Here is a 24,224-nt window from a genome sequence, read left to right as displayed (position 1 = left end):
TGTGTACAGATAAGGCCCTTAAGAGCGCTTCTTAAGGGCCTTATCTGTACGAAAACTCTTTACGCGAGGCGGGTGATCTCCACCGACACGGCGAGTCCTGAACCACCGCCGCCGGAAAGGATGCCCTTCAAGGGAGGCACGTCCCGGTAGTCGCGGCCCCTGGCTACTGTCACGTGGTAGTCGCCTGCAGGCTTGTGGTTGGTCGGATCCCAGCTGCGCCATTCGCCATCCCACCACTCCAGCCAGGCATGGGACTGGCCGGCGACGGTTTCGCCGATGCCGGCAGAGGACCTGGGATGGATGTAGCCCGAAACATAGCGGGCAGGGATCCCGCTGCAGCGCAGGGCACCGATGGCGAGGTGGGCCAGGTCCTGGCACACCCCTTGGCGCTGCGTCCATGCCTGCTCGGCGTTGGTCGTGACTCCGGTTGTGCCCTTCATGTAGGTCATTTCTCCGGCCATCCATGCAAAAACGGCCAGGGCAGCCTCATGGGGATTCTTGCCCTCGACAATGCCGGGAACTATCCCAAGGACTTCTTCGCCGGGCCCGCTGAGGCGGGACTGCGGCAGCCAATCGCTGAATTCGTCCAGCACCTTGTCGGAGGACATGACATCCCACCCGACGATGTCGTCCTCGACGGCGACCCGCTCCGTGCGGTGCACTTCCACGGTTGCCGTGGCCAGCACCTCGAGGCTCTCGTGCGGCATCTGCATGTCAAAGGCGGTGACGCGGGTTCCCCAGTAGTCCCGGTAGGTGCTGACTGAAGCCTGGTTGGGCGAGACTTTCAGCGAGGACTCCAGCACTACCTGCTGGCCATCAGTGAGCGGGGTCATCCGGGCTTCGTTGTAGGACAACGTCACGCGGCGGTTGTACTTGTAGGCCGTCTTGTGGACGATGCTCAGCCGGGTCATGAAACTTCTCCCACCCAGGCGTGTTCATCTGCCTGATTGAAGTACTTACGGGAAATCGCATCCGATGCCTGCGTAACAGCCTTCTGCACACGCTCCATGTGCTCGGGCAATTCGGACATCAGGTCATCGGTGCGGTGGAACTCAAGGAACGTCCGGGCCTGACCCACGATCCGGCGGGCATCGTTGATGAAGCCAACGCGCTGGGCCGACGGGTCGAGCTTGGCCAAGCACTCATCGGCGTCGCGCAGCGCATACACGATTGAGCGTGGGAACAAGCGGTCCAGCAGCAGAAACTCGGCGGCGTGCTGATCACCGAAAGCTGCACGCCGGGTCCGGATGAAGGACTCGTACGCGCCGGCGCACCGCAGCATGTTTACCCAGGACATTCCCGCGGACTGGACGTCACGGGTGGACAGCATCCGGGCGGTCATGTCGGCACGCTCCAACGAGCGGCCCAGGACCATGAACAGCCAGCTCTCATCGTGGCTGACAGTGGTGTCCGCCAAGCCACGCACCATGGCCGTCCGTTCCAGTACCCAGTTGCAGAAACGGTACGTACCGACCACGTCTTTGCGGTGTTGGTTCAGGCCGTAGTAGGTGGTGTTCAGGCTTTCCCATAGTGACTGTGACACCGTTTCCCTGGCACGGCGCGCATTCTCCCGGGCGGCCCCGAGGGAGCCGGCAATGGAGGACGCGCTTTGTTTGTCGTAGGCCAGGGCATGAAGAAGCTCGGGCAGGCCGAATTCCTCGCTCTGGGGCCGGGCGCCCATGACGGCCAGAAGTTCCCTGGCTACGCTGCGCTGCTCGTCAAGGGGCAGGTGGTTCAGGCGCTCCAGGTGCACGTCGAGAATCCGGGCCGTGCCATCGGCCCGCTCTACGTAGCGGCCGATCCAAAAGAGTGACTCAGCAATGCGGCTCAGCATGCGGCTGTGCCTCCTTCGCGTGGTGCATGTGGAAGTTCAAGTGGTGGTTGGAACGGGTTCACTGCTGTTGCTCCGTTTGCCGGTCGCGCCAGTTGCTTTCAACGGGCCAGACGGAAACCTGTTCACGCAACGTGACGGACTGCCGCGGAATGACTTCGGCCGGCATCTGGGGCGAGTTCGCCAGGACCCAGGTGTCTTTCGAGCCACCGCCCTGGCTGGAGTTCACAATCAGTGAACCCTCCTTGAGCGCCACACGGGTGAGCCCGCCAGGGAGGACCCAGACATCGTCGCCGTCGTTGACCGCAAAGGGCCGCAGGTCAACGTGGCGCGGCCCGAACTTGTCTCCCGAGAGTGTCGGCACCGTGGAGAGCTGCAGCACCGGCTGGGCAATCCAGCCGCGGGGATCGGCAATGACCCTCTTGCGCAAGGCATCCAGTTCTTCCTTGGAAGCGTCCGGCCCAATGACCAGTCCCTTTCCGCCGGAACCGTCGACAGGTTTGACCACCAGTTCCTCAAGGCGGTCAAGGACATGCTCCCTGGCTTCCTTTTCCTCAAGCCGGAAGGTGTCCACGTTGGCGATGATGGGCTCTTCGTGAAGGTAGTAGCGGATCAGGTCAGGCACGTAACTGTAGACGAGCTTGTCGTCGGCTACTCCGTTGCCCACCGCGTTGGCAATGGTCACTCCCCCGGCCCGGGCGGCGTTGACAAGTCCCGGGCAGCCGAGCATGGAATCCGAGCGGAACTGCAGGGGGTCCAGGAAGTCGTCGTCGATGCGCTTGTAGATGACATCCACGCGTTGTTCGCCGGCTGTGGTCCGCATATAGACGCGGTTGCCGCGGCAGATAAGGTCCCGGCCCTCCACAAGTTCAACACCCATGAGACCGGCCAGGAGCGTGTGCTCGAAGTAGGCGCTGTTGAAGACACCCGGGGTCAGGACTACCACTGTGGGATCATCGACGCCGGCAGGTGCGGTCTTGCGGAGGGCGGAGAGAAGCCGCCGTGGGTACTCCTCCACCGGCCTGATGTGCTGCTGCCCGAACGCCTCGGGCAAGCCCTTCGCCATTGCCCTGCGGTTCTCCAGGACGTAGCTGACGCCGGAGGGAACGCGGACGTTGTCCTCCAGGACGCGGAACGTCCCGGCAGCGTCCCGGACGACGTCGATGCCGGAGACGTGGACCCGGACGCCGCCTGAGGGTTCGAATCCGTGGACGGCCCGATGGAAATGCGCGCTGGTGGTGACCAGCTGCCGCGGTATCACGCCATCTGCCACCACGGCCATCCGCCCGTAGACATCGTTGAGGAACGCTTCGAGTGCCTTGACCCGCTGGGCAACGCCGCGTTCGAGCACATCCCACTCATCGGCGGGAATGACCCTCGGGACAATGTCCAACGGGAAGGGCCGCTCCTCTCCGGCATAGTCGAAAGTGACACCACGGTCCAGGAAGGTTCGTGCCATGGAGTCGGCACGGGCGGTGACATCAGCGAGGGAAAGCTCACGTAGGGCACCGGAGACCTGACCGTAGGATTTTCTGGCAACGTGGCCGGGTGCAAACATCTCGTCGTAGGCTCCGCTGCGGGCAGCGGCCTCGGAGTAATCCTGGAATAGGTCAGACATGGGAATCAGACAATCACCTTTTTGAGTCGAGCGCATTACGCACTGATTGTGTCGCGGTTTCCGGGTGCTCCCGGTTTCGCCTTCCGTGCCCCCATCCGGCAGGGTTGAGGCATGCCCTTCAACAGACTTGCGTCCCAGCTGTCACGGTTGGGGCCAGGGCTGGTCCTGAGCGTCGCCGCGACCGGACTTGCCTTCGCCATCCACACAGTGTTGCCCGCGATCCCGGCCATGACGCTCGCTGTTGCTTTGGGGTTGCTCTCAGCAAATATACCGGGCCCTGCGGTGCTGGTTGCGGGGCGCGCCCGGCCGGGCCTGGACTTCGCAGGAAAGCACCTCATGCGCGCGGGCATTGTGCTGTTGGGCCTCAAAGTCAGTGTGTGGGACGTACTCGGTCTTGGCTGGTTGTCCCTGTTGCTGATCGCCGGCGTCGTCCTGATCAGTTTCGCCGGTACCTATGGCTTGGCGCGGTTGCTGCGCCTGCCCGGCGAAGCTTCCTTGCTGATTGCCACGGGGTTCTCGATCTGCGGCGCCTCAGCCATCGGCGCCATGGCCGCCGTGCGCCGCATCAGGCACCAGGACACGGTGCTGCCCGTGGCGCTGGTAACGCTTTGCGGCACGCTGGCTATTGGTGTGCTGCCGCTCCTGATGCATCCGCTGAACCTGAATCCGGCGCAATTCGGGGCGTGGACGGGCGCTTCCGTGCACGACGTCGGCCAAGTGGTGGCGACAGCGCAAACTGCCGGGACAGCGGCGCTGGCCATCGCCGTCGTCGTCAAATTGACCCGGGTGGTCCTCCTGGCCCCAATCGTCGCTGCCGCCGGCCTGCACCAGCGGGTCCAGCACGTGCGGCAACGCGCCAACGGTTCAGCGGATGCGGACGACGTCGATGCCAGGTTCCCGCCCATCGTGCCGCTCTTTGTGGTCGGCTTCATCGCCATGGTGGCCCTGCGCTCCACCGGATGGGCGACGCCGGAAGTACTTGAAGCGGCTGCCGTGGCCCAGGACATTTTGCTCGCCTCGGCCTTGTTCGGCTTGGGCTCCGCCGTGCGGGTCAGGACGCTGATCCACACCGGTGGCCGCGCAGCGCTGGTGGCGCTGGGGTCCTGGGTGATCATCGCATCCCTGGGCCTGATGGCCGCGTGGATCATGATTAGATAGCTGTGTGTCGAATCACAATTTGTCGCGCGAAGAAGCCGCTACCCGCTCAGCCCTGATCACCACCCACAGCTACGATGTCACCCTTGATGTCCGCGACGCGGCAGATCCCGCAGCCGCCGGATATCCGAGCACCAGCACCATCACTTTTTCGGCCCGGGCCGGCTCCTACACCTTCCTTGATTTCATCAGTGGGGGCGTGCAGTCCGTGGTGTTGAACGGACGCGCCTTGGATGTAGGAACAGTGGTGGACCAGGACAGAATCATCTTGGAGGGCCTCGCAACGGAGAACACCGTGACGGTTACAGGGACAGCCCTTTACAGCCGTTCCGGTGAGGGAATGCACCGTTTCGTGGACCCTGCCGACGGGCAGTGCTACCTCTACACCCAGTACGAACCGGCGGACTGCCGGCGTGTTTTCGCCAACTTCGAACAGCCCGACCTCAAAGCGGAATTCACGTTCCACGTCATTGCGCCGTCGGGCTGGGAAGTCGCGTCCAACGGCTCGGAGGCCGCCCGGGTGCCGGTGCCGGGCTCTGAGGACGTTTCCCAGTGGGACTTTGCCACCACTGAACGGATGTCCACCTACATCACCACTGTGCTGGCGGGCCCCTACTTCAAAGCCACCGACCACTGGGATGCAACGCTCGACGACGGCACCCGCCTGGATGTTCCGCTGGCACTTTACTGCCGCGCATCCTTGGCGCCGTCCTTCGATGCCGAGGAACTGTTCCGGCTCACCAAGAGCGGCCTGGCCTTCTTCAACAAGCTTTTCGACTATCCGTACCCCTGGGGCAAATATGATCAGGCCTTCGTGCCCGAGTACAACCTGGGCGCCATGGAAAACCCCGGGTTGGTGACCTTCACCGAAAAGTACGTCTATGCCTCACGTGCCACCGATGCCCAGTACCAGGCCAGGGCAAACACCCTCATGCACGAGATGGCGCACATGTGGTTCGGCGATCTCGTGACCATGACCTGGTGGAACGATCTGTGGCTGAAGGAATCGTTCGCCGATTTCATGGGAACCCTGGGTGTGGACCGGGCCACCGACTGGGACACAGCCTGGATAAACTTCGCCAGCAAACGCAAAGCGTGGGCCTACGTCCAGGACCAACTGCCCACGACGCACCCGATTGTGGCGGATATTCCGGATCTTGAGGCCGCAAAACAGAACTTTGACGGAATCACCTATGCCAAGGGTGCCTCAGTGCTGAAGCAACTGGTGGCTTACGTGGGCTTCGATGCCTTCATCGCCGGATCCCGGCAGTACTTCCGCGAGCATGCCTTCGGTAACACATCCCTCCAGGATCTGCTGAAGGCCCTCAGTGAAGCCTCGGGACGGGACCTCGGCGATTGGGCCAGGCAGTGGCTGCAGACCTCCGGTATCTCGACCATCACGGCCGACATCGTGGAGGACGATGGTGTGATGGGCGCGGTGATGCTGGAGCAGGAAGCCATCGATCCCTTGACCGGCCACCAGGAACTCCGGCCCCACCGTATGCGCCTTGGACTGTATGACGCCGACCAGACCGGCGCTTTGCTCAGGTTGGAAAGCCTGGAAGTGGATGTCGCAGGTCCCAGCACCCTCGTCTCCGGGCTTGCAGGCAAGAAGCGTCCGGCTTTGTTGCTGGTCAATGATGACGACCTGAGCTACGCCAAGGTACGGCTTGATCCTGTCTCCGAGCGCACGGTGCGTACCTCACTGGATAAAATCCAGGACCCCATGGCCCGGGCGTTGTGCTGGACGGCACTGTGGGATTCTGCTCGGGACGGCGTGAGGCCTGCTGCACGGTACGTGAGCGCGGTGGAGCAGTTCGCTCCGGCAGAATCCGGCATCGGAGTCCTCCAAAATGTGCTCGGAAACGCCTCCGGCGCCATTGAACGCTTCGTACCCGGACGGTCCAGGGACAGCGTTCGCACGGATTTCCTGGCTGTCGCGGCTCATCAACTGCGGGCTTCGGCTCCCGGCTCCGACGCGCAGCTGGCGTGGGCCAGAACATTGGCAGAGGTCTCACGCCACGGTGACAGCCAGCTCCCCTTGCTGCGCAACATCCTTGACGGCACCACCGTAGTGGAGGGCTTGACTGTCGACGCAGAGCTGCGATGGAGCTTCTGGCAGGCCCTGGCCGCGCACGGCGAGGCATCCCAGGCCGAGCTGGACAGGCAACTCGAAGCGGATAAGACAGCGTCAGGCAAGGAAGGGCACGCGTTGGCGTCCGCTGCCCGCCCGGATGCTGCCGTGAAGGCGGCGGCCTGGGACCTGGCCGTCAACACCACGGGCCTCTCCAACGAGATCCTCAGCGCCACAATTGCCGGCTTCGCCACTGCGCCCAGTGACATGCTGGCGTCCTATGTCGAGCCCTATTTCGAATGCCTTGAGCGTGTATGGGCCGAGCGGAGCATTGAAATTGCCGGCAGGATCGTCAGGGGCCTCTTCCCGGCTGCCCAGGACCTCGCGGAGGGAATGGAGCCCTCCGGCCATCCGGTCGCGCTCAGGACGGATGAATGGCTCCACCACCACTCTGATGCCCCGCGCGCGTTACGGCGCATCATCATTGAGCAGCGGAGCCACCTCCTGCGGTCCCTCACAGCGCAGTCGGCAAACACAGCACAGTCGGCAAAGGTTTAGCTGTCATTCAGGACCGGACCCAAGCCCGTTCCTGCTCCTGCAGGAATGCTCTTCAGTAGTTCCGGGTAGCTTCTGACTGAATGGCCCTGGCGAGGTCGCGGGGACGGCTCCACATGGGCCAGTGCCCCGTGGGGAGGTCAAGAACGTCGAGGTTCTCGATGTGCGCGACTTCGGCAAACATGCCATGGCCTGAGAGGGCGAGCTCCAACACGGTCGTGCCGGGTATCGAGCAGCACACCAGTGTGGTGGGGACCTTGCGGCGGGCATCGTTCGTGAGCTCGACGGGCTGACGAAGCACGGGGCCGGGTTCCGGGACGGCCCTGGCCTGGAAGCGCTCAAGGTCCCCGGTGTTCAGGCCTTCCAGGCTCGCTTGGCTTGCGAGGACATCGATGGACGGCAACGGAAGCTCCGCCAAGCCGTCCGGAAAGTCCGGGGCGAAGATACTTCCTGGCGCCAGAGGGCCCGAGTCTACCCAGACCATTCGGTGGATGAGCTCTGGGCGTCGGTCCAGGACGAGGCTGGCAGGTGCGTTTGCACCACTGTGGGCGACGAGGACCGCCGGCTGGTCTTCGGATACCCCGAGTCGCGCCATGGCGTCCAGTATCGCTGCTGCCTGATCGTCGAGGGTCCTCGCGGCACGGTCGGGGTCGTCGGGATCGAGGCCGGGCAAGGTCAATGCCGTCGCGCGTGAGTCATGGGACCCCAAGTGTTCCAGGACCTCGTCCCAGGCCCAAGCGCCCAACCAGTGGCCGGCGAGGAGAATGATGGTTGGGCGGTTAGTGGAAGTTGTCATGACACCACCCTCGCAGGCGCCGTGGACAAGGGTATGTCACTATTTGTGTCATGAATTTGGGTAGGTTCGAACAGTGAGAAGAGTCGAACGGCTCCATGCCCTCTCTGAGATGTTGCGCCGCAGCGGTGCCCGGGGGGTCTCCGCCGAAATGCTGGCCAGGGAGTTCGCGGTATCCGTACGCACCGTCAAGAGAGACCTTGATGCCCTGGAGAACAGCGGGGCGCCCATCTGGTCCCGCCCAGGTCCCGGCGGTGGTTACGGACTGGCCGCAGGGTCCTCCCTGCCGCCCGTCACCCTGTCACCGGCGCAGGCCGTGGCCCTCATGGCGGCTGTGTCCGCAGCGCCCGATGCGCCGTACGCAGACCTGGCCGCAGCGGGTATCCACAAAATCCTGGACGTCCTCGATCCCGGAACCAAGGCTAGAGCACACGAACTGGCCGGTCGCATCTGGGTCAATGAGGTTCGCTCCCCGTCGCGCAAAACCAGGTCAGCGCTGGAGGAAGCGATGGCCGCGCAGCGAGTGGTCCGTATCAGTTACACCTCGGCAGACGGGACTACGACCATCCGCGACGTGGAACCTGTGCTTTTCGCCTCCACGAACGGCCGGTGGTACCTGGTGGGGTGGTGCCGGCTGCGCGACGCGATGAGATGGTTTACCGTTTCCCGCGTCGAAGGGGCCAGCGTCACCACAACTGCCTGCAGCGGCCATACCATCGACGAAGTTGGCGAGCCCCCGGTGAACGCCCGGCCGGTGCATGGGCGTGCGCAGTGAACCCGACAGTATCCAGAACCCGGCAGTATCCAACTCCGGTCAATCCAACTCCGGTCATGATGATCAGGGAACCCGGTTCAACCATTCACTGGTACCGAACTTGGAGTCCACGCGTTTCCTGGCTTCTGCAAGCTCTGCTTCAGTGAGCACGGACTCTGAGGCACCGTATCGCTCGGTAAAGACCTCCTGCATGGCCTGCAGGATTGCGGCCCGCGCCATGCCGGTCTGGCGACGCAAGGGGTCTACGCGGTTCTTGGCGCTGCGGGTGCCCTTGTCCGAAAGCTTCTCCTTGCCGATCCGCAGCACTTCGACCATTTTGTCGGCGTCGATGTCGTAGCTCATGGTGACGTGATGGAGCATGCCGCCGTTGGCAAGCCGCTTCTGGGCGGCTCCGCCGATCTTGCCCTGGTCCGTTGCGATGTCATTGAGGGGCACATAAAAAGCGGTGATTCCCAGCTTCTCGAGTGCTGCCATGACCCAGGCATCCAGGAACGCGTATGAGTCGGCGAAGCTGATGCCGTCCACCAGGGTCTGTGGCAGGTACAGGGAATACGTGATGCAGTTGCCGGCCTCCATGAACATGGCTCCGCCGCCGCTGATCCGGCGGACCACGGTGATGCCGTGGCGGGCAACGCCCTCAGGATCAACCTCGTTCTTGACCGACTGGAAGCTGCCGATGACTACTGATGGCTCCTCCCAGTCCCAGAACCTTAGCGTGGGATTACGCAACCCGGCGCCGACCTCTTCGGTCAGTACTTCGTCCAGTGCGACGTTCACATGGGTCGGGAGAACTGACGGCGGGATGACGTCCCACTGGTGGTCGTCCCAGCTGGTGGCTTTGGACAATGCGCGTCGGACTGTAATGGCCACAGCCTCTGCGGAGAAACCGAACAGCGTTGCGCCGGCGGGCAATCCGGCGCTGACCGCCGCGGCAATATCTGCTGCTGTTGAGTTCCCGGGAAGTCCTGTCAGTGCCTCATTGATGTCCTGCAGGGCTTCATCGGGTTCGAGGAAGAAGTCGCCGCTCAGCGAAACGTTGGCAAACAGGCCGTCCACCACATCCAGGTCCACCACCACCAGTTTGCCGCCGGGAACTTTATATTCGCCGTGAAGGCGGGTCCCGGCGTCGTCGTTATCGGTTTCAGGTGTCGGCTGGGAAGTCATGGTTTCCATCTTGCCGGAAAACGCAAAAGCCCGCATTGCCGGAGAATCCGGTAATGCGGGCTTTTGAAAGCCTTGGGGTGAAGTGGTTACTTCTTGCCGCCGAAGCCCTTGAAGCGGGCGTTGAAGCGCTCGACGCGGCCAGCGGAGTCCATGATGCGCTGCTTGCCCGTGTAGAACGGGTGGGACTCCGAGGAGATTTCGACGTCGATAACCGGGTAGGTGTTTCCGTCTTCCCACTCGATGGTCTTCGAGGAAGACACGGTGGACTTGGTCAGGAACTTCGTACCGGAAGCGAGGTCGTTGAAGACAACAGCTTCGTACTTCGGGTGGATATCAGACTTCATAATGGGACCTTTTGTTCGCGCAACTGGATTTTGCCAGCTGCCAGGTATGAATGGAGGTGGACCGTGGCCTGTAATGTAAACATTCCAGCTTCCGGGCCAACAACCAATCATAGCCGAAACGGGCACGGCCTACGAACCGGCTCAATCCCGCGGTCGAAGTTCCCAGAAGGCGACGGCGGAGGCAGCGGCCACATTGAGCGAATCGACACCTTTCCGCATGGGGATTTTGACAGCGACGTCGACGGCGGCCAGCGTCTCCGGGCTCATCCCGGCACCTTCTGTTCCAAGCACCAGTGCCAGTTTTGGAAGCTGCCTGGCCGCGAGATCGTCCAGGTCCACCGCATCATCGGTCAGTTCCATGGCTGCCACAGTGAAACCTTGTTCCTTCAGCTGGACAACGTCACCTGGCCAGCTTTCCAGGCGCGCCCACGGCACCTGGAAAACCGTGCCCATGCTGACTCGGACGCTTCGCCGGTACAAAGGGTCGCCGCAGCGTGGAGAGACCAGCACGGCATCCACCCCCAGTGCGGCGGCCGAACGGAAAATGGCCCCGACGTTGGTGTGGTCCACGATGTCTTCCAGCACGGCGACCCGCTGTGCCGAGGCCAGGAGGTCCTCCAACGGCACAGGATCCGGACGGTGCATTGCAGCCATTGCACCGCGGTGAAGGTGGAAGCCTGTGATCTCCTCCAGCAAAGAAGCTTTGCCTATGAAGACTGGAACATCGGGGTAGGCCTGGAAGACATCGTCGAGGTCCTCCAGCCACTTCTCGGCGAGGAAGAACGAGCGTGGCTGGTGCCCTGCTGCCAAGGCCCTGCGCAGCACCCTGGAGGACTCAGCGATGTACATGCCTTCCCGCGGTTCGCGAAGCTTTCGCAGGTGCACATCGGTAAGCGTGGTGTAGTCGCTCACCCGCGGATCATCGGCGGACTCGAGGTAGTGGAAGGTCACTGGGAGACTATTTCAGGAGGTTGGCGATCATGAAGCCAAGCGCCACAATGCCGAGGGTGAAGATGACGCCGCGGAGCACCTTGGGCGACAATTTCCGGCCAACCTTCGAACCGACCAGCCCGCCGATCGTGGAGCTGACGGCAATGAGCAGGACAACCCACCAATTGATTCTGTCGAAGGCGAAGATGAGATAGGACACAGCCGCCACCATGTTCACCGTCAGGGTGAGGATGTTCTTCATGGCGTTGGCATTTTGCATGGTGCCCGAGAGGAACACGCCGAGGATTCCCACGAGGAGGATTCCTTGAGCGGCGACGAAGTATCCGCCGTACACCCCGGCCAAGTAGATCAGGACCACCAAGAGGATGCCGTGGCTCTTGTCCTTGATGGCATGCTCGGGGTTCTGTTCCCTAGCCCGGATCCATGCCTGGAGCTTGGGCTGGAAAAGCACCATGAGCAGCGCGGCGACCAGCAGGACAGGTGCTACGTAGCCAAAGACCTTTTCCGGCAGGTGGAGCAGCAGCCATGCGCCCGTAATGCCACCCAACAGTGATGCCGGCATCAGTTTGAGCAGCTGCCTGCCACGGCCAGCCAATTCACGGCGATAACCCCAGGCGCCGGCGGCCGTACCGGCTACAAGCCCCATGGCGTTGCTCATGGAAGCTACGACAGGCACGACGCCCAAGGCGATCAGCACGGGGAAGGTCACCAGCGTGCCGGAACCCACCACCGCATTGATGGTGCCGGCCCACAAGCCCGCGATAAAGACCAGGATGCTGCTAAGAATCTCCATTGTGTACCGGGACCGCCCTAGCGGCGCGCCGTGGCGGTGTAGCGCCCGGAATTTTCGGAAACGTCCAGAGCCAGGCCGAAGGTGTTACCCAGGTGCTCGTCGGTCAGGACTTCCTTGATGGGTCCGGCAGCAACGACCCCTCCTTCGCGCAGCAGCATCGCATGGGTGAATCCCGGGGGCACCTCTTCAAGGTGGTGGGTTACAAGGACCATGGCCGGCGCGTCGGGGTCGCTGGCGAGCTCGCCCAGCTTATGGACCAACTCCTCACGCCCGCCAAGGTCCAGGCCTGCGGCGGGTTCGTCCAGCAGGAGCAGCTCGGGGTCGGTCATCAGGGCGCGGGCGATCTGAACGCGCTTGCGCTCCCCCTCTGAAAGGGTTGCGAAGGTCCGGTTGAGGAGGGGGCCCATCCCCCAGTCGTTCAGGAGGCCAAAGGCGCGGCGTTCGTCGTCGCGTTCGTACCCCTCCCTCCAGCGGCCGGTGACGCCGTACGCTGCGGTGACCACCACGTTCAGGACGTTCTCGTGCTCGGGGATCTGCGTGGCAAGCGCTGCCGAGGAGAGGCCGATCCGGGGGCGGAGTTCAAAGACGTCGACCCGCCCCAGAGTCTCGTCGAGGATGCCGGCCTTGCCGCTGCTGGGGTGCAGGCGCGCGGCGGCGATCTGGAGAAGGGTTGTTTTGCCAGCGCCGTTGGGGCCCAGGATGACCCAGCGTTCTCCTTCGTTGACTTGCCAGTCAACCTTGTCCAGCAGGGTCTTTTTGCCTCGGACAACGCTGACGGAAGCCAAATCCAGAACATCACTCATAGCAGTAGACACTAGGACAAAAGTGAACATGACTGATAACCGGCACTTTCCGCTGGTTTAACTGGCGAAACAGTTTCGGGGGCAAGAAGGCCGATCGATAGGATTGAGGCCATGACTTCGAACTTGGCTGCGGTCAGCTATGGCGTGAATTTGTCCCCTGAATCGCTCGATGCCGTGCGCAAGGTGCTGGCAGACGCCGGCGCGGAAGTGTCCGCGGAATCACAGACCGGTGACGAGCGCTTCGCCGTTCACACGGCCGATGTAGACGTGCGGCTTGATTCACCGGACGCGCTGTCCGACCTTCGACGCCGGGTGGCCGGGTCGGCTTTGACCGGCACCGATACTGCCCTGGTCCCCGCAGGGCTCCGGCAGGCAGGGCGCAAGCTTCTCATCATGGACGTGGATTCAACGCTTATCCAACAGGAGGTCATCGAGCTCCTTGCTGCCTACGCCGGCAAGCGCGAAGAGGTTGCGGCCGTCACGGAAGCTGCCATGCGGGGCGAGCTCGACTTCGCCCAGAGCCTGCATGCCCGTGTCGCCGTACTGGCGGGCTTGCCGGCCGCCGTCGTCGATTCCGTGCGTGAGGAAGTGCGCCTCAGCCTCGGTGCGGCAGAACTCGTGGCCGCGTTCAAGAAAGCCGGTCACGTTGTGGCGGTTGTTTCCGGCGGCTTCAACCAAATCCTGGGCCCCATTGCCGGGGAGCTGGGCCTGGACTACTGGATTGCCAATGAGCTTGAGATTGTGGACGGTGCGCTCACGGGCAAAGTCCTGGGTGCTGTCATCGACCGGGCATCCAAGGAGAAGTACCTGCGCCAATGGGCCGCTGCCGAGGGGATCGACCTGGAGCACACCATCGCTGTCGGCGATGGCGCGAACGACCTCGACATGCTGGGGGCGGCCGGCATCGGCGTAGCGTTCAACGCAAAGCCTGCAGTTCGCGCCGTGGCCGATGCGGCAATCAACATGCCTTACCTTGATGCAGTGCGGCATATCGCCAACGTCTGATTCCAGGGCCCGCGCTAAGCATGCAGTCCATGCGGCCACGCTCGGAGAAACACTTATTGTGAATTCGTGACGCGAAAACTGAATCAATTTATTTGATTGTTATCGGCCCCGTACCCTTTACCCACAACAATTCCGCGATTTCGGAATCGTAATGGTGTTTAATCCTGATCTGCGCATACTCTTGTGGTTGTACCGCGAGGTAGGCGGTGACCAGGCATAAGGGAAGTGCGGAATCCGAAGAGTGAAGCATTCGCAGCGAACGTGGAAATGGTGGAAAAGCCGTGAAACCACGAAGTCCGCGGTGCCCAGCGCGTACTCAAGGGATGAGGGTCTCAGCACCTTCCCCGAACTCTTCTCCGGTCACTCTGCCTATTCCTTCGAAGACATTACTGAACAGGAAGAAAGCACCATGAGCACGCTTGACGAAGCTATAAAGCAATTGTTGTCCATTGAAGGCGCTACGGGGGCCGCGGTAGTCGACTACTCCAGCGGCATGGCCCTCGCCCAGGGCGGCAGCCCTGGATTCGATCTGGGCGTGGCCGCAGCGGGTAACTCAAATGTTGTAAGCGCGAAGCTGCGCACCATGGCCGACCTCGGCCTGGACGGCGACATAGAAGACATTCTCATTACTTTGAACGGTCAATACCACTTGATCAACGTCCTGAATTCCAGCGGATCCAAGGGACTGTTCGTGTACTTGGTGCTTGACCGCACCTACGCGAACCTTGCCTTGGCCCGCCATAAGCTCAACAACCTCGCAAAGGGAATCACGATCTAATCCCCTGCAACGACAAGGGACGGCCACTGTCAACGTGGCCGTCCCTTTGTGTTGAACTTCCGGGGCTGTCAGCTCTTCACCCTTCGTGCGGCACTGTTCCCCGAGACGGCCGCGCTTCCCAACATGTGATAGACCAAAACGTCTTCGTTGGTGTTGGAATTGGCTTCGATGGTCACAAGTTCACCATCGCGGACTACTCCGATCCGATGGCACCAGCTGACCAGTTCCGTGAGGTCGGAGGACATCAGAATGATTGCGACGCCGGTCTGCCTCAGCTCGTCAAGCATCTGGTAGACGACGTCTTTCGCCCCAATGTCGATGCCGCGGCTGGGGTGGGACATGATCAGCACGTCACAGCCGGAGGTCATCCATTTGGCGAGCGAGACCTTCTGGCGGTCTCCCCCGGACAAAGTGGTGAGTGTGCCATGGATATTAGTTGTGTTGATCCGCATGCGTCGCACCAGGTCAATAACGCCCCGGAGTCCCGAGATCTCGTCTTTCAGGTCTTCGTCCCCGGTCTGCACGCGCAAGCCCTCGGCAATGCTGGCTTCTTCGTCAACGGCACCGGCGTCCTCGGAAAGGTAGCCGATCCTTAGCCGCAGCGCATCCTCCGGCCCTTGGATGCTCACAGGCTGCCCGTGCAGGAACAGCTGCCCTGACGTAGCCGGCCTGACACCGACGAGGGATTCCAGTATCTGGTGGACGCCCGATTGATGAGTACCGAGCAGCCCGAAGATTTCGCCCTTGGCAACGCTGAATGAGATGTTCCGGACAGAGTCCCCAACACTGAGGTCTGCCACCCGCAGGGCCTCGTCGCTGACGGCAAGCTCCGTAGGGCGGCTGCTGCCTGCAGGCTTCTGTTCAAGCAGCAGGAAGGCCAGCTCTTCGGGATTGGTCCTGCTGGCTTCGAGGACGGTATGGACCTTGCCTTCCCGCAGCACGGCAATCCGGTGCGCGATAGACCGGACTTCATCGAGGCGGTGGGTGATGTAGATGATCGCCCGTCCCTGGTTGACCAGCATCCTCAGTACCTGGTGCAAGGTGGCGACGTCATGATCGGGAAGGGACGCTGCCACCTCGTCCATGATGACCAGTTGGGCTTCCTCGGCCACCATCCTCAAGACTTCCACCAGTGCTTGCTCCGCGCGGATGAGCGAGCCGACCAGGGCATCCGGGTCCAGGGCGATCGCCACGTCGTTAATTAGCTTCAATGCCGGCCCCCGAAGATCATCCTGGGATTTGTCGGCCTGAAACGTTCCCCTGTAGATGGCCTTGGCAACCGTCAGCTGCGGATCGAGCCGGAAGTTCTGCGGAATGATACCCACCCCACATGCTTGGGCTTCATCCCTGGAATCGGGCCCGAATTTCTCTCCAGCCAAAGTGACCAGCCCGGAGTCGTGACGCAGGGACCCGGACAAGACGTCCATCAACGTGGATTTTCCGGCCCCATTGGTACCGATCAGCCCAAGTATTTCGCCGCGATGCAGCGAGAGATCAACGCCTTTGAGGATGCGTCGCTGATCGTAGGAAGCGTGAATACCATCAGCATGCAACAGCAGGTCCAAAGAAGCTCCTAGTTCACGTCTATGCGCTAACAGATGTCGAAATTCCGCAGCGCGCAAGGCACGCCGGCACAAAGCAATGCAATGGAAGTTCCGGGTGCTGTGCCGAGTCAATCAGATCAACTGAATAAAGGCAAAAAAGGACAATAAAACAAGTATTGGCAATTCATGACGCGAAAATCATCAAAATTTATCAGATCGTCACTCTCTGGTTCTTAATCGACTGCGGCCCGGGACAAAGTCCCGGGCCGCAGTCGATAAATCAGAGTCTATTCAGCGCTCTTGCTGAAGTAATCCGAGCCGCCGACATACTCGGTGTGGCCCGACTCAACGTCAGCGGTCACCATTTTGGCGACCTCGGCGGCGAATTCTTCCACCGAGTACAGCTTGCCCGCTTCGGCCCGGCGGGCCTCAATGGCGCCCGGGTTCGACCGGTCAAGAAGCGTCGCCGTCACGGTGCCTTCGATCATGTCGCCGGAAACGACCACCAGCGAGATGCCCTTTTCCGCCAGGCTGGGCAACAGTGCGCGCAGAGCGTCCTCTCCCGCGCGCTTGCTCTTGGCTACGGGCTCGTACTCAGGCATCGTGGGGACAGTCTCCACGAAGTGTGCCTGGTGGCTGGTCACGAAGACCACGCGCGAACCTTCGGGCATCAACGGCACGGCGGCGTTGAGCATGTTGATCTGCGCATCGCGGTTCAGCTTGAGGGCGTAGCCCTCCTCCATGCCGGTTTCCATGCCACCGGAGGCATTGAGCACCAGAACATCAAGGGAGCCGAACTGCTCCATGGCCGTGCTGGCCAAGGCGTGTACGCCCTCGTCAGTGGTGAGGTCGGCTCCTACGGCTGCTGCGTGGCCGCCGGCAGCCTGGATTTCAGCTACAACCTTGTTGGCGCGGGGCGCCTTCTGGCGGTAATTGACGACGACGGCGGCACCCTCGCCAGCGAGGATCTTGGCAACTTCAGCGCCGATTCCGCGGGAAGACCCAGTGACGATCGCGGTCTTGTTTTCCAGCGTTCCCATTCGTGCTCCTTTTGTTCAGTCCATCCAAATTCCGAGGGATCGGATTCCATCATGCCAGCGGCTGCGAAGAAATCCGTTGTAGGCCCCGGACAATAAGTACTGCTTCGGGTAGTGGGTCAGTGGCCCATTCCGAGGCCGCCGTCGACGGGAATGACGGCACCGGAGATGTAGGCGGCTTCTTCACTGGCAACCCAGCGCACCACGTCGGCTACTTCTGACGCCTCTGCGAAGCGCCCCGCGGGAACGCTGGCGAGGTAGGACTTCTGGGTCTCTTCCGGCAGTTCGGCTGTCATGTCCGTGTTGATGAAGCCGGGAGCCACCACGTTGGCTGTGATGCCACGGCTCCCGAGCTCGCGCGTCAATGACCGTGCGATGCCCACCATGCCGGCCTTGGAGGCGGAGTAGTTGATCTGGCCCGGTGCACCATAAAGGCCGGAGACCGAGGAGATCAGGACCACGCGACCCTTGCGGAGCCTGATCATTCCCTTGGAAGCGCGCTTGATCACGCGGAAAGCCCCGGTCAGGTTGGTGTCCAGCACCGAGGTGAAATCGTCCTCGCTCATCCTCAAAAGCAGCGTGTCCTTGGTGATGCCTGCGTTTGCCACGAGGACTTCGACCGGGCCGTGCGCCTCTTCAACGATCTTGAACGCTGCGTCAATCGAAGCCTCATCCGTAACGTCTGCCTTGACCCCCAGGATTCCTTCAGGCAGCTCTGTTTCACTCCGGTAGGTAACTGCCACCTTGTCACCGTTGGCGAGGAAGGATTCGGCAATGGCCAGGCCAATGCCACGGTTGCCGCCGGTAATCAGGACGCTACGACCGGTGGATACTGCTTCAGACATACGTTCGCTCCAGGTTCTGCGGTCATCAAAGACCGTTGTGAAGAGGGATTTTCCTGTTTCGATCTTATCCGCCGCCTGAAGCAACCCGCGGGTAACCGGCTCTCTGCGCGGTTTGGGCCGTCAGGGTGTTGGTGAGAGAATTGGAAGAGGCCTTTGGAGCGTGATGATTCAGTTGTGACACGAGAGAACAGTCCCCTGCAGTGGGTGCCCGGGGAACCGGACGCTGTTTCCGGCGACCCCGAGGTCCACAGCATCACCGACGCCGCTGCTGCCCACTCCGAGGACATGCGCGAACGGATGATCAAGTACGCCGTCGCCATGGGCATCCGCATGGTGTGCATCATCCTGATTTTCGTCGTGGACGGCTGGTTCAAAATCATTGCCATCGCAGGCGCTGTCTTCCTCCCATGGTTCGCCGTGGTCATTGCCAACGGCAACGACAAAGCCGAGGCCCCCAGCGATTCCCTCCTCGACTACGTTGCGGTTCCTGAAATTGAACGTTCGGATGAGCCCGCGGATGACCCGGATGATGGGGCGCCCACAGTGCTTCAGGGCGAGCTGGTTGATGACACGCCAGTTGGCGGTGAGGCGGAACCAAAGATGGAAAACCATGCAGGAGAGGCCGGACACCCCGGCGACGAACGGGCGGCTTCATGAACATCTTCAACCTTGGCGGCACAGGTTTGGCCGGCCAGGAGTCGGCGCGTGCCACCGGCGCGGCCATGTGTTCCAGGAAGGGGTGCCGCCTGGATGCCCAGTGGCAACTCCTGTGGAACAACCCGCGCATCCACACTCCGGAGCGGCGCAAGGTGTGGCTTTCCTGCGGTGACCACAGGGAATGGCTTGAAGAGTATCTGCAAACCCGGGGCCTCTGGAAAGAGACCGTGCCCTTCGCGGATGATTCAACAGCTAACGAGGCTCACTGAATGTATCGGTTCCTTTTCTCCAGCAAATGGCTGGGGTACTTCGTTCTGGCCGTGATCTTCGCTACTGCCTGCGTGTTCCTGGGCCGCTGGCAGATGGACCGCCGGGCTGAAACACTGGCCGAAATCAACCGGGTTGTCAGCAACTATTCGGCGACACCGGTCCCCTACGCCGAAATCAAGGACCAGTTCGACGCGCTGGATCCTGAACGGGAGTGGACCCAGGTCCAGCTGCGAGGCACCTACGACACCGAAGGGCAGCGGGTAGTCCGCAACCGTCCGTTAAATGGCCAGCCAGGTTACGACGTCGTCGTGCCCTTCCGCCTTACTACCGGCCAGGCCGTGGTGATCGACCGCGGTTGGCTGCCGATCGGCAACAACACACCTGGCCGTCCCGACGTCGTCCCCGCGCCGCCCGCAGGCGAGGTCACCGTTATCGCGCGCTTGAAGCCGGCGGAGCCAAAGCTGGACCGTGGAGCGGTGGAGGGCCAGCTCGCGTCCATCGACCTGGCAAGCTTTGCCACGGAACTGCCCTACCCCATCGCCACCGGTGCTTATGGGCAGCTTGCCAGCGAAGACCCTGCCGTGCAGCCCATGCCCACGCCCTTTCCGAAGCCCGCCACCGAAGAGGGCACCCATCTCTCGTACTCCCTGCAGTGGTTCGCGTTCGGGGTTCTGATGTTTATCGGTTTCGGCTACGCCGCACGCCAGCAGGCTCGCAACGCAGCCATCGATGCCGAGGACGAGGAAGACGAGCAGATCATGGCTGCCAGCGCCGTCCCGCGCAAACGTGCTCCGGCACCCCGGAGGGGCAAACGGCCAACGTCCGAAGAAGAGGAAGACGCCATCCTGGATGCCCAAGGCTATTGAGAACATTCCTGCTCCCGTCCTGAACGTGAAGTCGGCGTTGACCACAGCGGGAGTTGAAGACACCGTCCGGATTTTCGAGACGCACGTGCCCACTGCCGCTGCAGCCGCGACGGTCCTGGGATGCGACGTCGCTGCCATTACCAACAGCCTGATCTTCGAGGTCGCCGGCGGTCCGCTGCTCATCCTTGCCAGCGGAGCAGCCAAGGTGGACACGGCGTTAGTGGCGACCCAATTGGGGACGGCAAAGATCCGCCGAGCCACGCCGGACTTTGTCCTGCAGCACACCGGCCAGGAAGTGGGCGGAGTTGCACCTGTGGGCCATCCCAGGCCTCTGAGGACAATTCTGGACGACTCGCTTCAGGAACACCCGTTGCTGTGGGCAGGCGCAGGAGACCACCACTCGATGTTCTCGATCACCTACCGGGAATTGGCCCGGATTACCGGCGCGGAAGAACTCCGCGTCCGATAGCCCCGGTGCTGCGGCTAGGCCAGCGTGATGAGGTCCAGGTAGTCCTCGTTCCAGTGGTCCTCGACTCCATCCGGAAGCAGCACAACGCGCTCCGGGTTCAGCGCTGACACAGCACCTTCATCGTGGCTGACCATGACGACGGCGCCGGTGTAGTTCTTGAGCGCACCAAGAATTTCGGCGCGGCTGGCCGGGTCAAGGTTGTTGGTGGGCTCGTCCAGGAGCAGCACGTTGGCACTCGATGCCACGATCGTGGCCAGGGCCAGGCGCGTCTTCTCGCCACCGGACAGAACGCCTGCAGGCTTGTCGACGTCGTCTCCGGAGAACAGGAACGAGCCCAGGATTCCACGGACTTCGGCATCCTTCATGTCCGGCGCCGAGGACCGCATGTTTTCCAGTACGGTGCGCTCGTGGTCAAGGGTTTCGTGCTCCTGGGCGTAGTAGCCCACCTTGAGACCATGACCCGGGATGATGTCTCCGGTATCGGGTTTGTCGACGCCGGCCAGCATGCGCAGCAGGGTGGTCTTGCCGGCACCGTTTAGTCCGAGGATAACCACCTTGGAACCACGGTCGATGGCCAGGTCCACATCCGTGAAGATTTCCAGGGAACCGTAGGACTTGCTCAGGCCCTCCGCGGTGAGCGGCGTCTTGCCGCACGGTGAAGGATCCGGGAAGCGCAGGGCTGCGACGCGATCGTTTTCGCGAACCGCCTCGAGTCCGCCGAGCAGCCGTTCAGCGCGCTTGGCCATGTTTTGGGCCGCAACGGCCTTGGTGGCCTTGGCGCGCATCTTGTTGGCCTGGTCGATCAGGACCTGGGCCTTCTTCTCTGCGTTGGCACGCTCGCGCTTGCGGGCGCGCTCGTCGGTTTCACGCTGCTGGAGGTAACGCTTCCAGCCCATGTTGTAGTAATCGATCTGTGCCCGGTTGGCATCGAGGTGGTAGACCTTATTGACGGTGGCCTCCAGCAATTCCACGTCGTGGCTGATGACGATGAGGCCGCCTTGGTGGTCCTTCAGGAAGTCGCGAAGCCAGGTGATGGAATCCGCGTCCAAGTGGTTGGTGGGTTCATCGAGAAGCAGTGTCTCAGCGGACGAATAGAGGATGCGGGCAAGCTCTACACGGCGGCGCTGACCACCGGAGAGGGTCTTCAACGGCTGGTTGAGGATGCGCTCAGGGAGCGCAAGGTTGGAGGAGATCGCGGCAGCTTCGGCTTCGGCGGCGTATCCGCCACCGGCCAGGAACTCGGCTTCGAGGCGGTCGTACCGGCTCATGGCTTTGCGCTGGACATTCGCGTCCTCGCTGGCCATCTCCTGCTGGGCCTTCTTGAGTTTGCCCACGACAACATCCAGGCCTCGTGCCGAGAGGATCCGGTCCCGTGCGAGCTGCTCCATGTCAGGGGTCCTGGGATCCTGGGGCAAGTAGCCGATTTCACCGCTGCGGGTCACTTTCCCGCCGGCAGGCAGGCCCTCTCCTGCCAGGACGCGAGTGAGGGTTGTCTTGCCGGCACCGTTGCGTCCGACAAGCCCGATCTTGTCGCCCTTGTCCACCCTGAAGTTGACCTGGTCCATGAGCAGGCGTGCGCCGGCGCGGAGTTCGAGTTCCTGGACGGTAATCAATTCGGGTGATGCCTTTCAATGGGGAACGCCTGCGGGGCCGGTGGGCCCAATGACTGCGGCGGGGTATGGCTGTGAGAACAGCCTGTCCAAGTCTACCGGCACCCTGGACGCGGGCCGACATCGTCCTCCGGCAGCGGAACTTGTGCCAACATCCAAAGAACCACCGAACACCCTTGTAGGGAGGCTCCAAAATCCCCTGCGCCCAGCGTCCGTATTCTCGAAGCCAGGGGAAACATCCACATGTCATCACACCACTTTGATCCGTTAGGACCTGTCATGAGCAAGACCGACTCCGCCACAGCTGCCGACGCCACTGTTCAGCGGCCCGCCGCCTCACGCAAACGCTGGAACGCAACCGATCTCGGCCTTATCGCCGTTTTTGCCGCCCTCGTGGCGGTGTCGTCGATTGTTCCAGGCATTCCGGTAGGGGCACTTGGCGTGCCAATCACGTTGGCGACCCTGACGGTCATGCTGAGCGGACTGGTTCTTGGCGCCGGTCGCGGTTTTGCCGCCGTCGGGCTTTATGTCCTCCTGGGCCTGGCAGGCTTGCCCATCTTCAGCGGCGGCCGCAGTGGATTGGGGATCCTTGCCAGCCCGTCTGCGGGGTACATCATCGCCTTCCCGCTGGCGGCAGCGGCAACCGGTTACCTTGCCGGCGTCGTAATCCGCAGAACCGTCAAGTTCCGCGGACTGTGGCTCTTTGCCGCAGCCATGGCCAGCAGCATCGTGATCGTCCACGGCCTGGGCATCCTGGGCATGATGGTCAACGCCAAGTTGGACTTCGGCAAGGCGCTCCTGGCCGATCTGCCGTTCCTTCCAGGGGATACGCTCAAGAACGTCCTGGCTGTGGTGATCGCTGTGGCCATCCACAAGGCTTTCCCCGACGTCCTGGTACGTCGGGTCAAGTAGGGACATGGGCACCATCAGTTTCAGCGGAGTCGCGGTGCGGGTTGCCGTCGACTCCAGTGACCTTCCAAAAACCCTGCTGCAGGACGTTTCCCTGGAGCTCACCGAGCGCCGGATTGGCGTCATCGGTGCCAACGGCTCGGGCAAGTCCACCTTTCTGCGACTCCTGAACGGCCTGGTGGAGCCCTCTGATGGAAGCGTCGTGGTGCATGGTCACAACACGCGAACAGATGTCCGGCGGGTCCGGGGGAACGTTGGTTTCGTCTTCACCGATCCTTTGTCCCAACTGGTGATGCCCACTGGCCGGGAAGACGTTGAGCTGTCCCTGCGCCGCTCCATCAAGAACTCCAAGGAACGGGCCACGCGTGCTGAAGAGGTCCTGGACCGCTTTGGCCTTCTCCGGGTGGCAGACCAGAGCATCTACGAGCTCTCGGGCGGAGAGCGGCAGTTGTTGGCCCTCGCTGCGGTACTGGCCGTGAATCCTGGGGTTCTGGTCCTCGACGAGCCTTCAACCCTGCTGGATCTGCGCAACCGCGGGCTCTTGCGCCGGACCCTGGCCGGACTTGAACAGCAGGTCATCATGTCCACGCATGACCTCGACCTGGCCCTGGACATGGACCGGGTACTGGTGGTGGAAGACGGCCGCATAGTGTTCGACGGCGGAGCGGCCGAAGGCGTCGACCGTTACCGTGCTTTGTGCGCGGCTTCCGTCGATGGAGTGCCGTACGAAGGGACGCCACAATGAGGGGCCACGGCTTCCTGATGACGAACCACGTTCCGGGAAACTCCCTGCTCCACCGCACTCCCCTGTGGCTGAAGTTCCTGGTGGTGGTGGCCTGCGGGACGGCGTCCTTCCTTATTGTGGACTGGGCGGTCTCCCTGGCCGCCTTTGGGCTCATGTCCTTGTTGTTCCTCCTCAGCGGAGCGGGAATCAAGCGGTTGCTGCGTACCCTCTGGACGGTGGCGCCGATACTGGTGGCCATCGGCCTGTTCCAGTGGTGGCAGCTGGGCGGTCCCACAGCCGCGCGCATCGTGCTCAACATCCTGGTCTGCGTGGTGGCTGCATCGGTACTGACCGCCACCACTGCTGTTCAGGAATTGCTGGACGGAGTGGTATCCCTATCCAAACCCTTCCGGAGATTCGGCGCCGACCCTGAGCGGTTCGCCCTGACCATCGCCGTGATGCTCAGGAGCATTCCCTTCATTGCCGGAGCCTTCGCAGACGTGCGGGACTCAGCCCGTGCCCGCGGCCTTGAGCGGAACCCGCGGGCTTTGGTCCTGCCCGTCTTCATCACCACAGTGGCGTACGCCCGCCAGACCGGCGACGCTTTGGCCGCCCGTGGACTCGGAGAGGCAGACGAGAGGCCGTGACCGAGTA

The 24,224-nt window shown here is 62.3% G+C and carries 25 protein-coding genes; 12 read left to right on the top strand and 13 right to left on the bottom strand.

Going from position 1 to position 24,224, the window contains the following annotated elements:
• Nucleotides 1-59: 59 nt before the first annotated feature.
• The 3 genes from N5P29_RS10910 to N5P29_RS10900 are packed head-to-tail and all read right to left on the bottom strand — an operon-like array spanning nt 60 to nt 3,449.
• The gene (locus N5P29_RS10910) at nt 60-911 is read right to left on the bottom strand and encodes a transglutaminase family protein (RefSeq protein WP_262275002.1); all 852 of its coding nucleotides are present in this window, start codon (nt 909-911) and stop codon (nt 60-62) included.
• Nucleotides 908-1,834 carry an alpha-E domain-containing protein gene (locus N5P29_RS10905; RefSeq protein ID WP_262275001.1) on the bottom strand — a complete coding sequence of 309 codons (927 nt, stop codon included), beginning with the start codon at nt 1,832-1,834 and terminating at the stop codon, nt 908-910. Before N5P29_RS10905 ends, N5P29_RS10910 begins: the two co-directional genes overlap by 4 nt.
• 58 nt (nt 1,835-1,892) lie before the next feature.
• Nucleotides 1,893-3,449 carry a circularly permuted type 2 ATP-grasp protein gene (locus N5P29_RS10900; RefSeq protein ID WP_039241274.1) on the bottom strand — a complete coding sequence of 519 codons (1,557 nt, stop codon included), beginning with the start codon at nt 3,447-3,449 and terminating at the stop codon, nt 1,893-1,895.
• Between the two features lie 111 nt (nt 3,450-3,560).
• On the opposite strand from N5P29_RS10900, the gene N5P29_RS10895 reads away from it, so the two are divergent.
• Together N5P29_RS10895 and pepN are read left to right on the top strand one after the other, a co-directional pair.
• A complete protein-coding gene (locus N5P29_RS10895) occupies nt 3,561-4,607 on the top strand; it encodes a YeiH family protein (protein WP_262275000.1) in 1,047 nt (348 codons plus the stop codon).
• A 4-nt stretch (nt 4,608-4,611) separates the two neighbouring features.
• On the top strand, nt 4,612-7,236 hold the full coding sequence (gene pepN, locus N5P29_RS10890) for an aminopeptidase N (RefSeq protein ID WP_262274999.1): 2,625 nt from the start codon (nt 4,612-4,614) through the stop codon (nt 7,234-7,236).
• 52 nt (nt 7,237-7,288) lie between these two features.
• On the opposite strand, the gene N5P29_RS10885 is transcribed toward pepN, so the two are convergent.
• Nucleotides 7,289-8,029 carry an alpha/beta fold hydrolase gene (locus tag N5P29_RS10885; protein ID WP_262274998.1) on the bottom strand — a complete coding sequence of 247 codons (741 nt, stop codon included), beginning with the start codon at nt 8,027-8,029 and terminating at the stop codon, nt 7,289-7,291.
• A gap of 109 nt (nt 8,030-8,138) precedes the next feature.
• Between N5P29_RS10885 and N5P29_RS10880 the strand changes: the two genes are divergently transcribed.
• Nucleotides 8,139-8,801 carry a helix-turn-helix transcriptional regulator gene (locus N5P29_RS10880; protein ID WP_262278560.1) on the top strand — a complete coding sequence of 221 codons (663 nt, stop codon included), beginning with the start codon at nt 8,139-8,141 and terminating at the stop codon, nt 8,799-8,801.
• 63 nt (nt 8,802-8,864) lie between these two features.
• On the opposite strand, the gene N5P29_RS10875 is transcribed toward N5P29_RS10880, so the two are convergent.
• The 5 genes from N5P29_RS10875 to N5P29_RS10855 form a co-directional block, all read right to left on the bottom strand.
• Complete coding sequence (locus tag N5P29_RS10875; RefSeq protein ID WP_262274997.1) at nt 8,865-9,965, bottom strand: lipoate-protein ligase LplAB; 1,101 nt, start codon at nt 9,963-9,965, stop codon at nt 8,865-8,867.
• Between the two features lie 86 nt (nt 9,966-10,051).
• The gene (locus tag N5P29_RS10870) at nt 10,052-10,309 is read right to left on the bottom strand and encodes a type B 50S ribosomal protein L31 (protein WP_066275740.1); all 258 of its coding nucleotides are present in this window, start codon (nt 10,307-10,309) and stop codon (nt 10,052-10,054) included.
• A 141-nt stretch (nt 10,310-10,450) separates the two neighbouring features.
• Nucleotides 10,451-11,260: a TrmH family RNA methyltransferase gene (locus tag N5P29_RS10865; protein WP_262274996.1), complete on the bottom strand. Its 810-nt coding sequence runs from the start codon at nt 11,258-11,260 to the stop codon at nt 10,451-10,453.
• Nucleotides 11,261-11,267: 7 nt separating this feature from the next.
• Nucleotides 11,268-12,053 (bottom strand): sulfite exporter TauE/SafE family protein, encoded by a 786-nt coding sequence (locus tag N5P29_RS10860; RefSeq protein WP_262274995.1) that lies wholly within the window; start codon nt 12,051-12,053, stop codon nt 11,268-11,270.
• A gap of 17 nt (nt 12,054-12,070) precedes the next feature.
• Nucleotides 12,071-12,856: an ABC transporter ATP-binding protein gene (locus N5P29_RS10855; protein WP_262274994.1), complete on the bottom strand. Its 786-nt coding sequence runs from the start codon at nt 12,854-12,856 to the stop codon at nt 12,071-12,073.
• A 111-nt stretch (nt 12,857-12,967) separates the two neighbouring features.
• Between N5P29_RS10855 and serB the strand changes: the two genes are divergently transcribed.
• Both serB and N5P29_RS10845 read left to right on the top strand, forming a co-directional pair.
• The gene (serB, locus tag N5P29_RS10850; protein WP_262274993.1) at nt 12,968-13,861 is read left to right on the top strand and encodes a phosphoserine phosphatase SerB; all 894 of its coding nucleotides are present in this window, start codon (nt 12,968-12,970) and stop codon (nt 13,859-13,861) included.
• A 409-nt stretch (nt 13,862-14,270) separates the two neighbouring features.
• Nucleotides 14,271-14,639, top strand: a complete 369-nt coding sequence (locus N5P29_RS10845; protein WP_262274992.1) for a hypothetical protein — start codon at nt 14,271-14,273, stop codon at nt 14,637-14,639.
• Nucleotides 14,640-14,707: 68 nt separating this feature from the next.
• Here the strand turns inward: N5P29_RS10845 and N5P29_RS10840 are convergent, their stop codons facing one another.
• The 3 genes from N5P29_RS10840 to fabG form a co-directional block, all read right to left on the bottom strand.
• Nucleotides 14,708-16,204: an ATP-binding cassette domain-containing protein gene (locus N5P29_RS10840; RefSeq protein WP_262274991.1), complete on the bottom strand. Its 1,497-nt coding sequence runs from the start codon at nt 16,202-16,204 to the stop codon at nt 14,708-14,710.
• 266 nt (nt 16,205-16,470) lie between these two features.
• Complete coding sequence (locus N5P29_RS10835; RefSeq protein WP_262274990.1) at nt 16,471-17,223, bottom strand: SDR family oxidoreductase; 753 nt, start codon at nt 17,221-17,223, stop codon at nt 16,471-16,473.
• A gap of 116 nt (nt 17,224-17,339) precedes the next feature.
• Nucleotides 17,340-18,065, bottom strand: a complete 726-nt coding sequence (fabG, locus tag N5P29_RS10830; protein ID WP_262274989.1) for a 3-oxoacyl-ACP reductase FabG — start codon at nt 18,063-18,065, stop codon at nt 17,340-17,342.
• Between the two features lie 153 nt (nt 18,066-18,218).
• Here fabG and N5P29_RS10825 point away from each other — a divergent pair, with 153 nt between their 5' ends.
• The 4 genes from N5P29_RS10825 to N5P29_RS10810 are packed head-to-tail and all read left to right on the top strand — an operon-like array spanning nt 18,219 to nt 20,327.
• Nucleotides 18,219-18,722, top strand: coding sequence for a DUF3099 domain-containing protein (locus tag N5P29_RS10825; protein WP_262274988.1), 504 nt, complete (start codon nt 18,219-18,221; stop codon nt 18,720-18,722).
• Nucleotides 18,719-18,991 (top strand): hypothetical protein, encoded by a 273-nt coding sequence (locus tag N5P29_RS10820; protein WP_262274987.1) that lies wholly within the window; start codon nt 18,719-18,721, stop codon nt 18,989-18,991. The genes N5P29_RS10825 and N5P29_RS10820 overlap by 4 nt, the downstream gene beginning before the upstream one ends.
• Nucleotides 18,992-19,858, top strand: coding sequence for an SURF1 family cytochrome oxidase biogenesis protein (locus tag N5P29_RS10815; protein WP_262274986.1), 867 nt, complete (start codon nt 18,992-18,994; stop codon nt 19,856-19,858).
• A complete protein-coding gene (locus N5P29_RS10810) occupies nt 19,842-20,327 on the top strand; it encodes a YbaK/EbsC family protein (protein ID WP_262274985.1) in 486 nt (161 codons plus the stop codon). The genes N5P29_RS10815 and N5P29_RS10810 overlap by 17 nt, the downstream gene beginning before the upstream one ends.
• 14 nt (nt 20,328-20,341) lie before the next feature.
• Here the strand turns inward: N5P29_RS10810 and N5P29_RS10805 are convergent, their stop codons facing one another.
• Entirely contained in the window at nt 20,342-21,940 is a 1,599-nt protein-coding gene (locus N5P29_RS10805; protein WP_262274984.1) for an ABC-F family ATP-binding cassette domain-containing protein, read from the bottom strand.
• Nucleotides 21,941-22,216: 276 nt separating this feature from the next.
• Here N5P29_RS10805 and N5P29_RS10800 point away from each other — a divergent pair, with 276 nt between their 5' ends.
• From N5P29_RS10800 to N5P29_RS10790, 3 genes are read left to right on the top strand one after another with little or no spacing between them, the layout of a single operon-like run.
• Nucleotides 22,217-22,849, top strand: coding sequence for a biotin transporter BioY (locus N5P29_RS10800; RefSeq protein ID WP_262274983.1), 633 nt, complete (start codon nt 22,217-22,219; stop codon nt 22,847-22,849).
• 4 nt (nt 22,850-22,853) lie between these two features.
• Nucleotides 22,854-23,591, top strand: a complete 738-nt coding sequence (locus tag N5P29_RS10795; RefSeq protein ID WP_262274982.1) for an energy-coupling factor ABC transporter ATP-binding protein — start codon at nt 22,854-22,856, stop codon at nt 23,589-23,591.
• A complete protein-coding gene (locus N5P29_RS10790; RefSeq protein WP_262274981.1) occupies nt 23,588-24,217 on the top strand; it encodes an energy-coupling factor transporter transmembrane component T family protein in 630 nt (209 codons plus the stop codon). Before N5P29_RS10795 ends, N5P29_RS10790 begins: the two co-directional genes overlap by 4 nt.
• Nucleotides 24,218-24,224: the final 7 nt, after the last annotated feature.

The sequence above is a fragment of the Paenarthrobacter sp. JL.01a genome, from assembly GCF_025452095.1.
GTDB lineage: Bacteria > Actinomycetota > Actinomycetes > Actinomycetales > Micrococcaceae > Arthrobacter.
The sequence above is the reverse complement of the archived record's forward strand: the minus strand, read 5'-3'. Positions and strand labels throughout refer to the sequence as shown.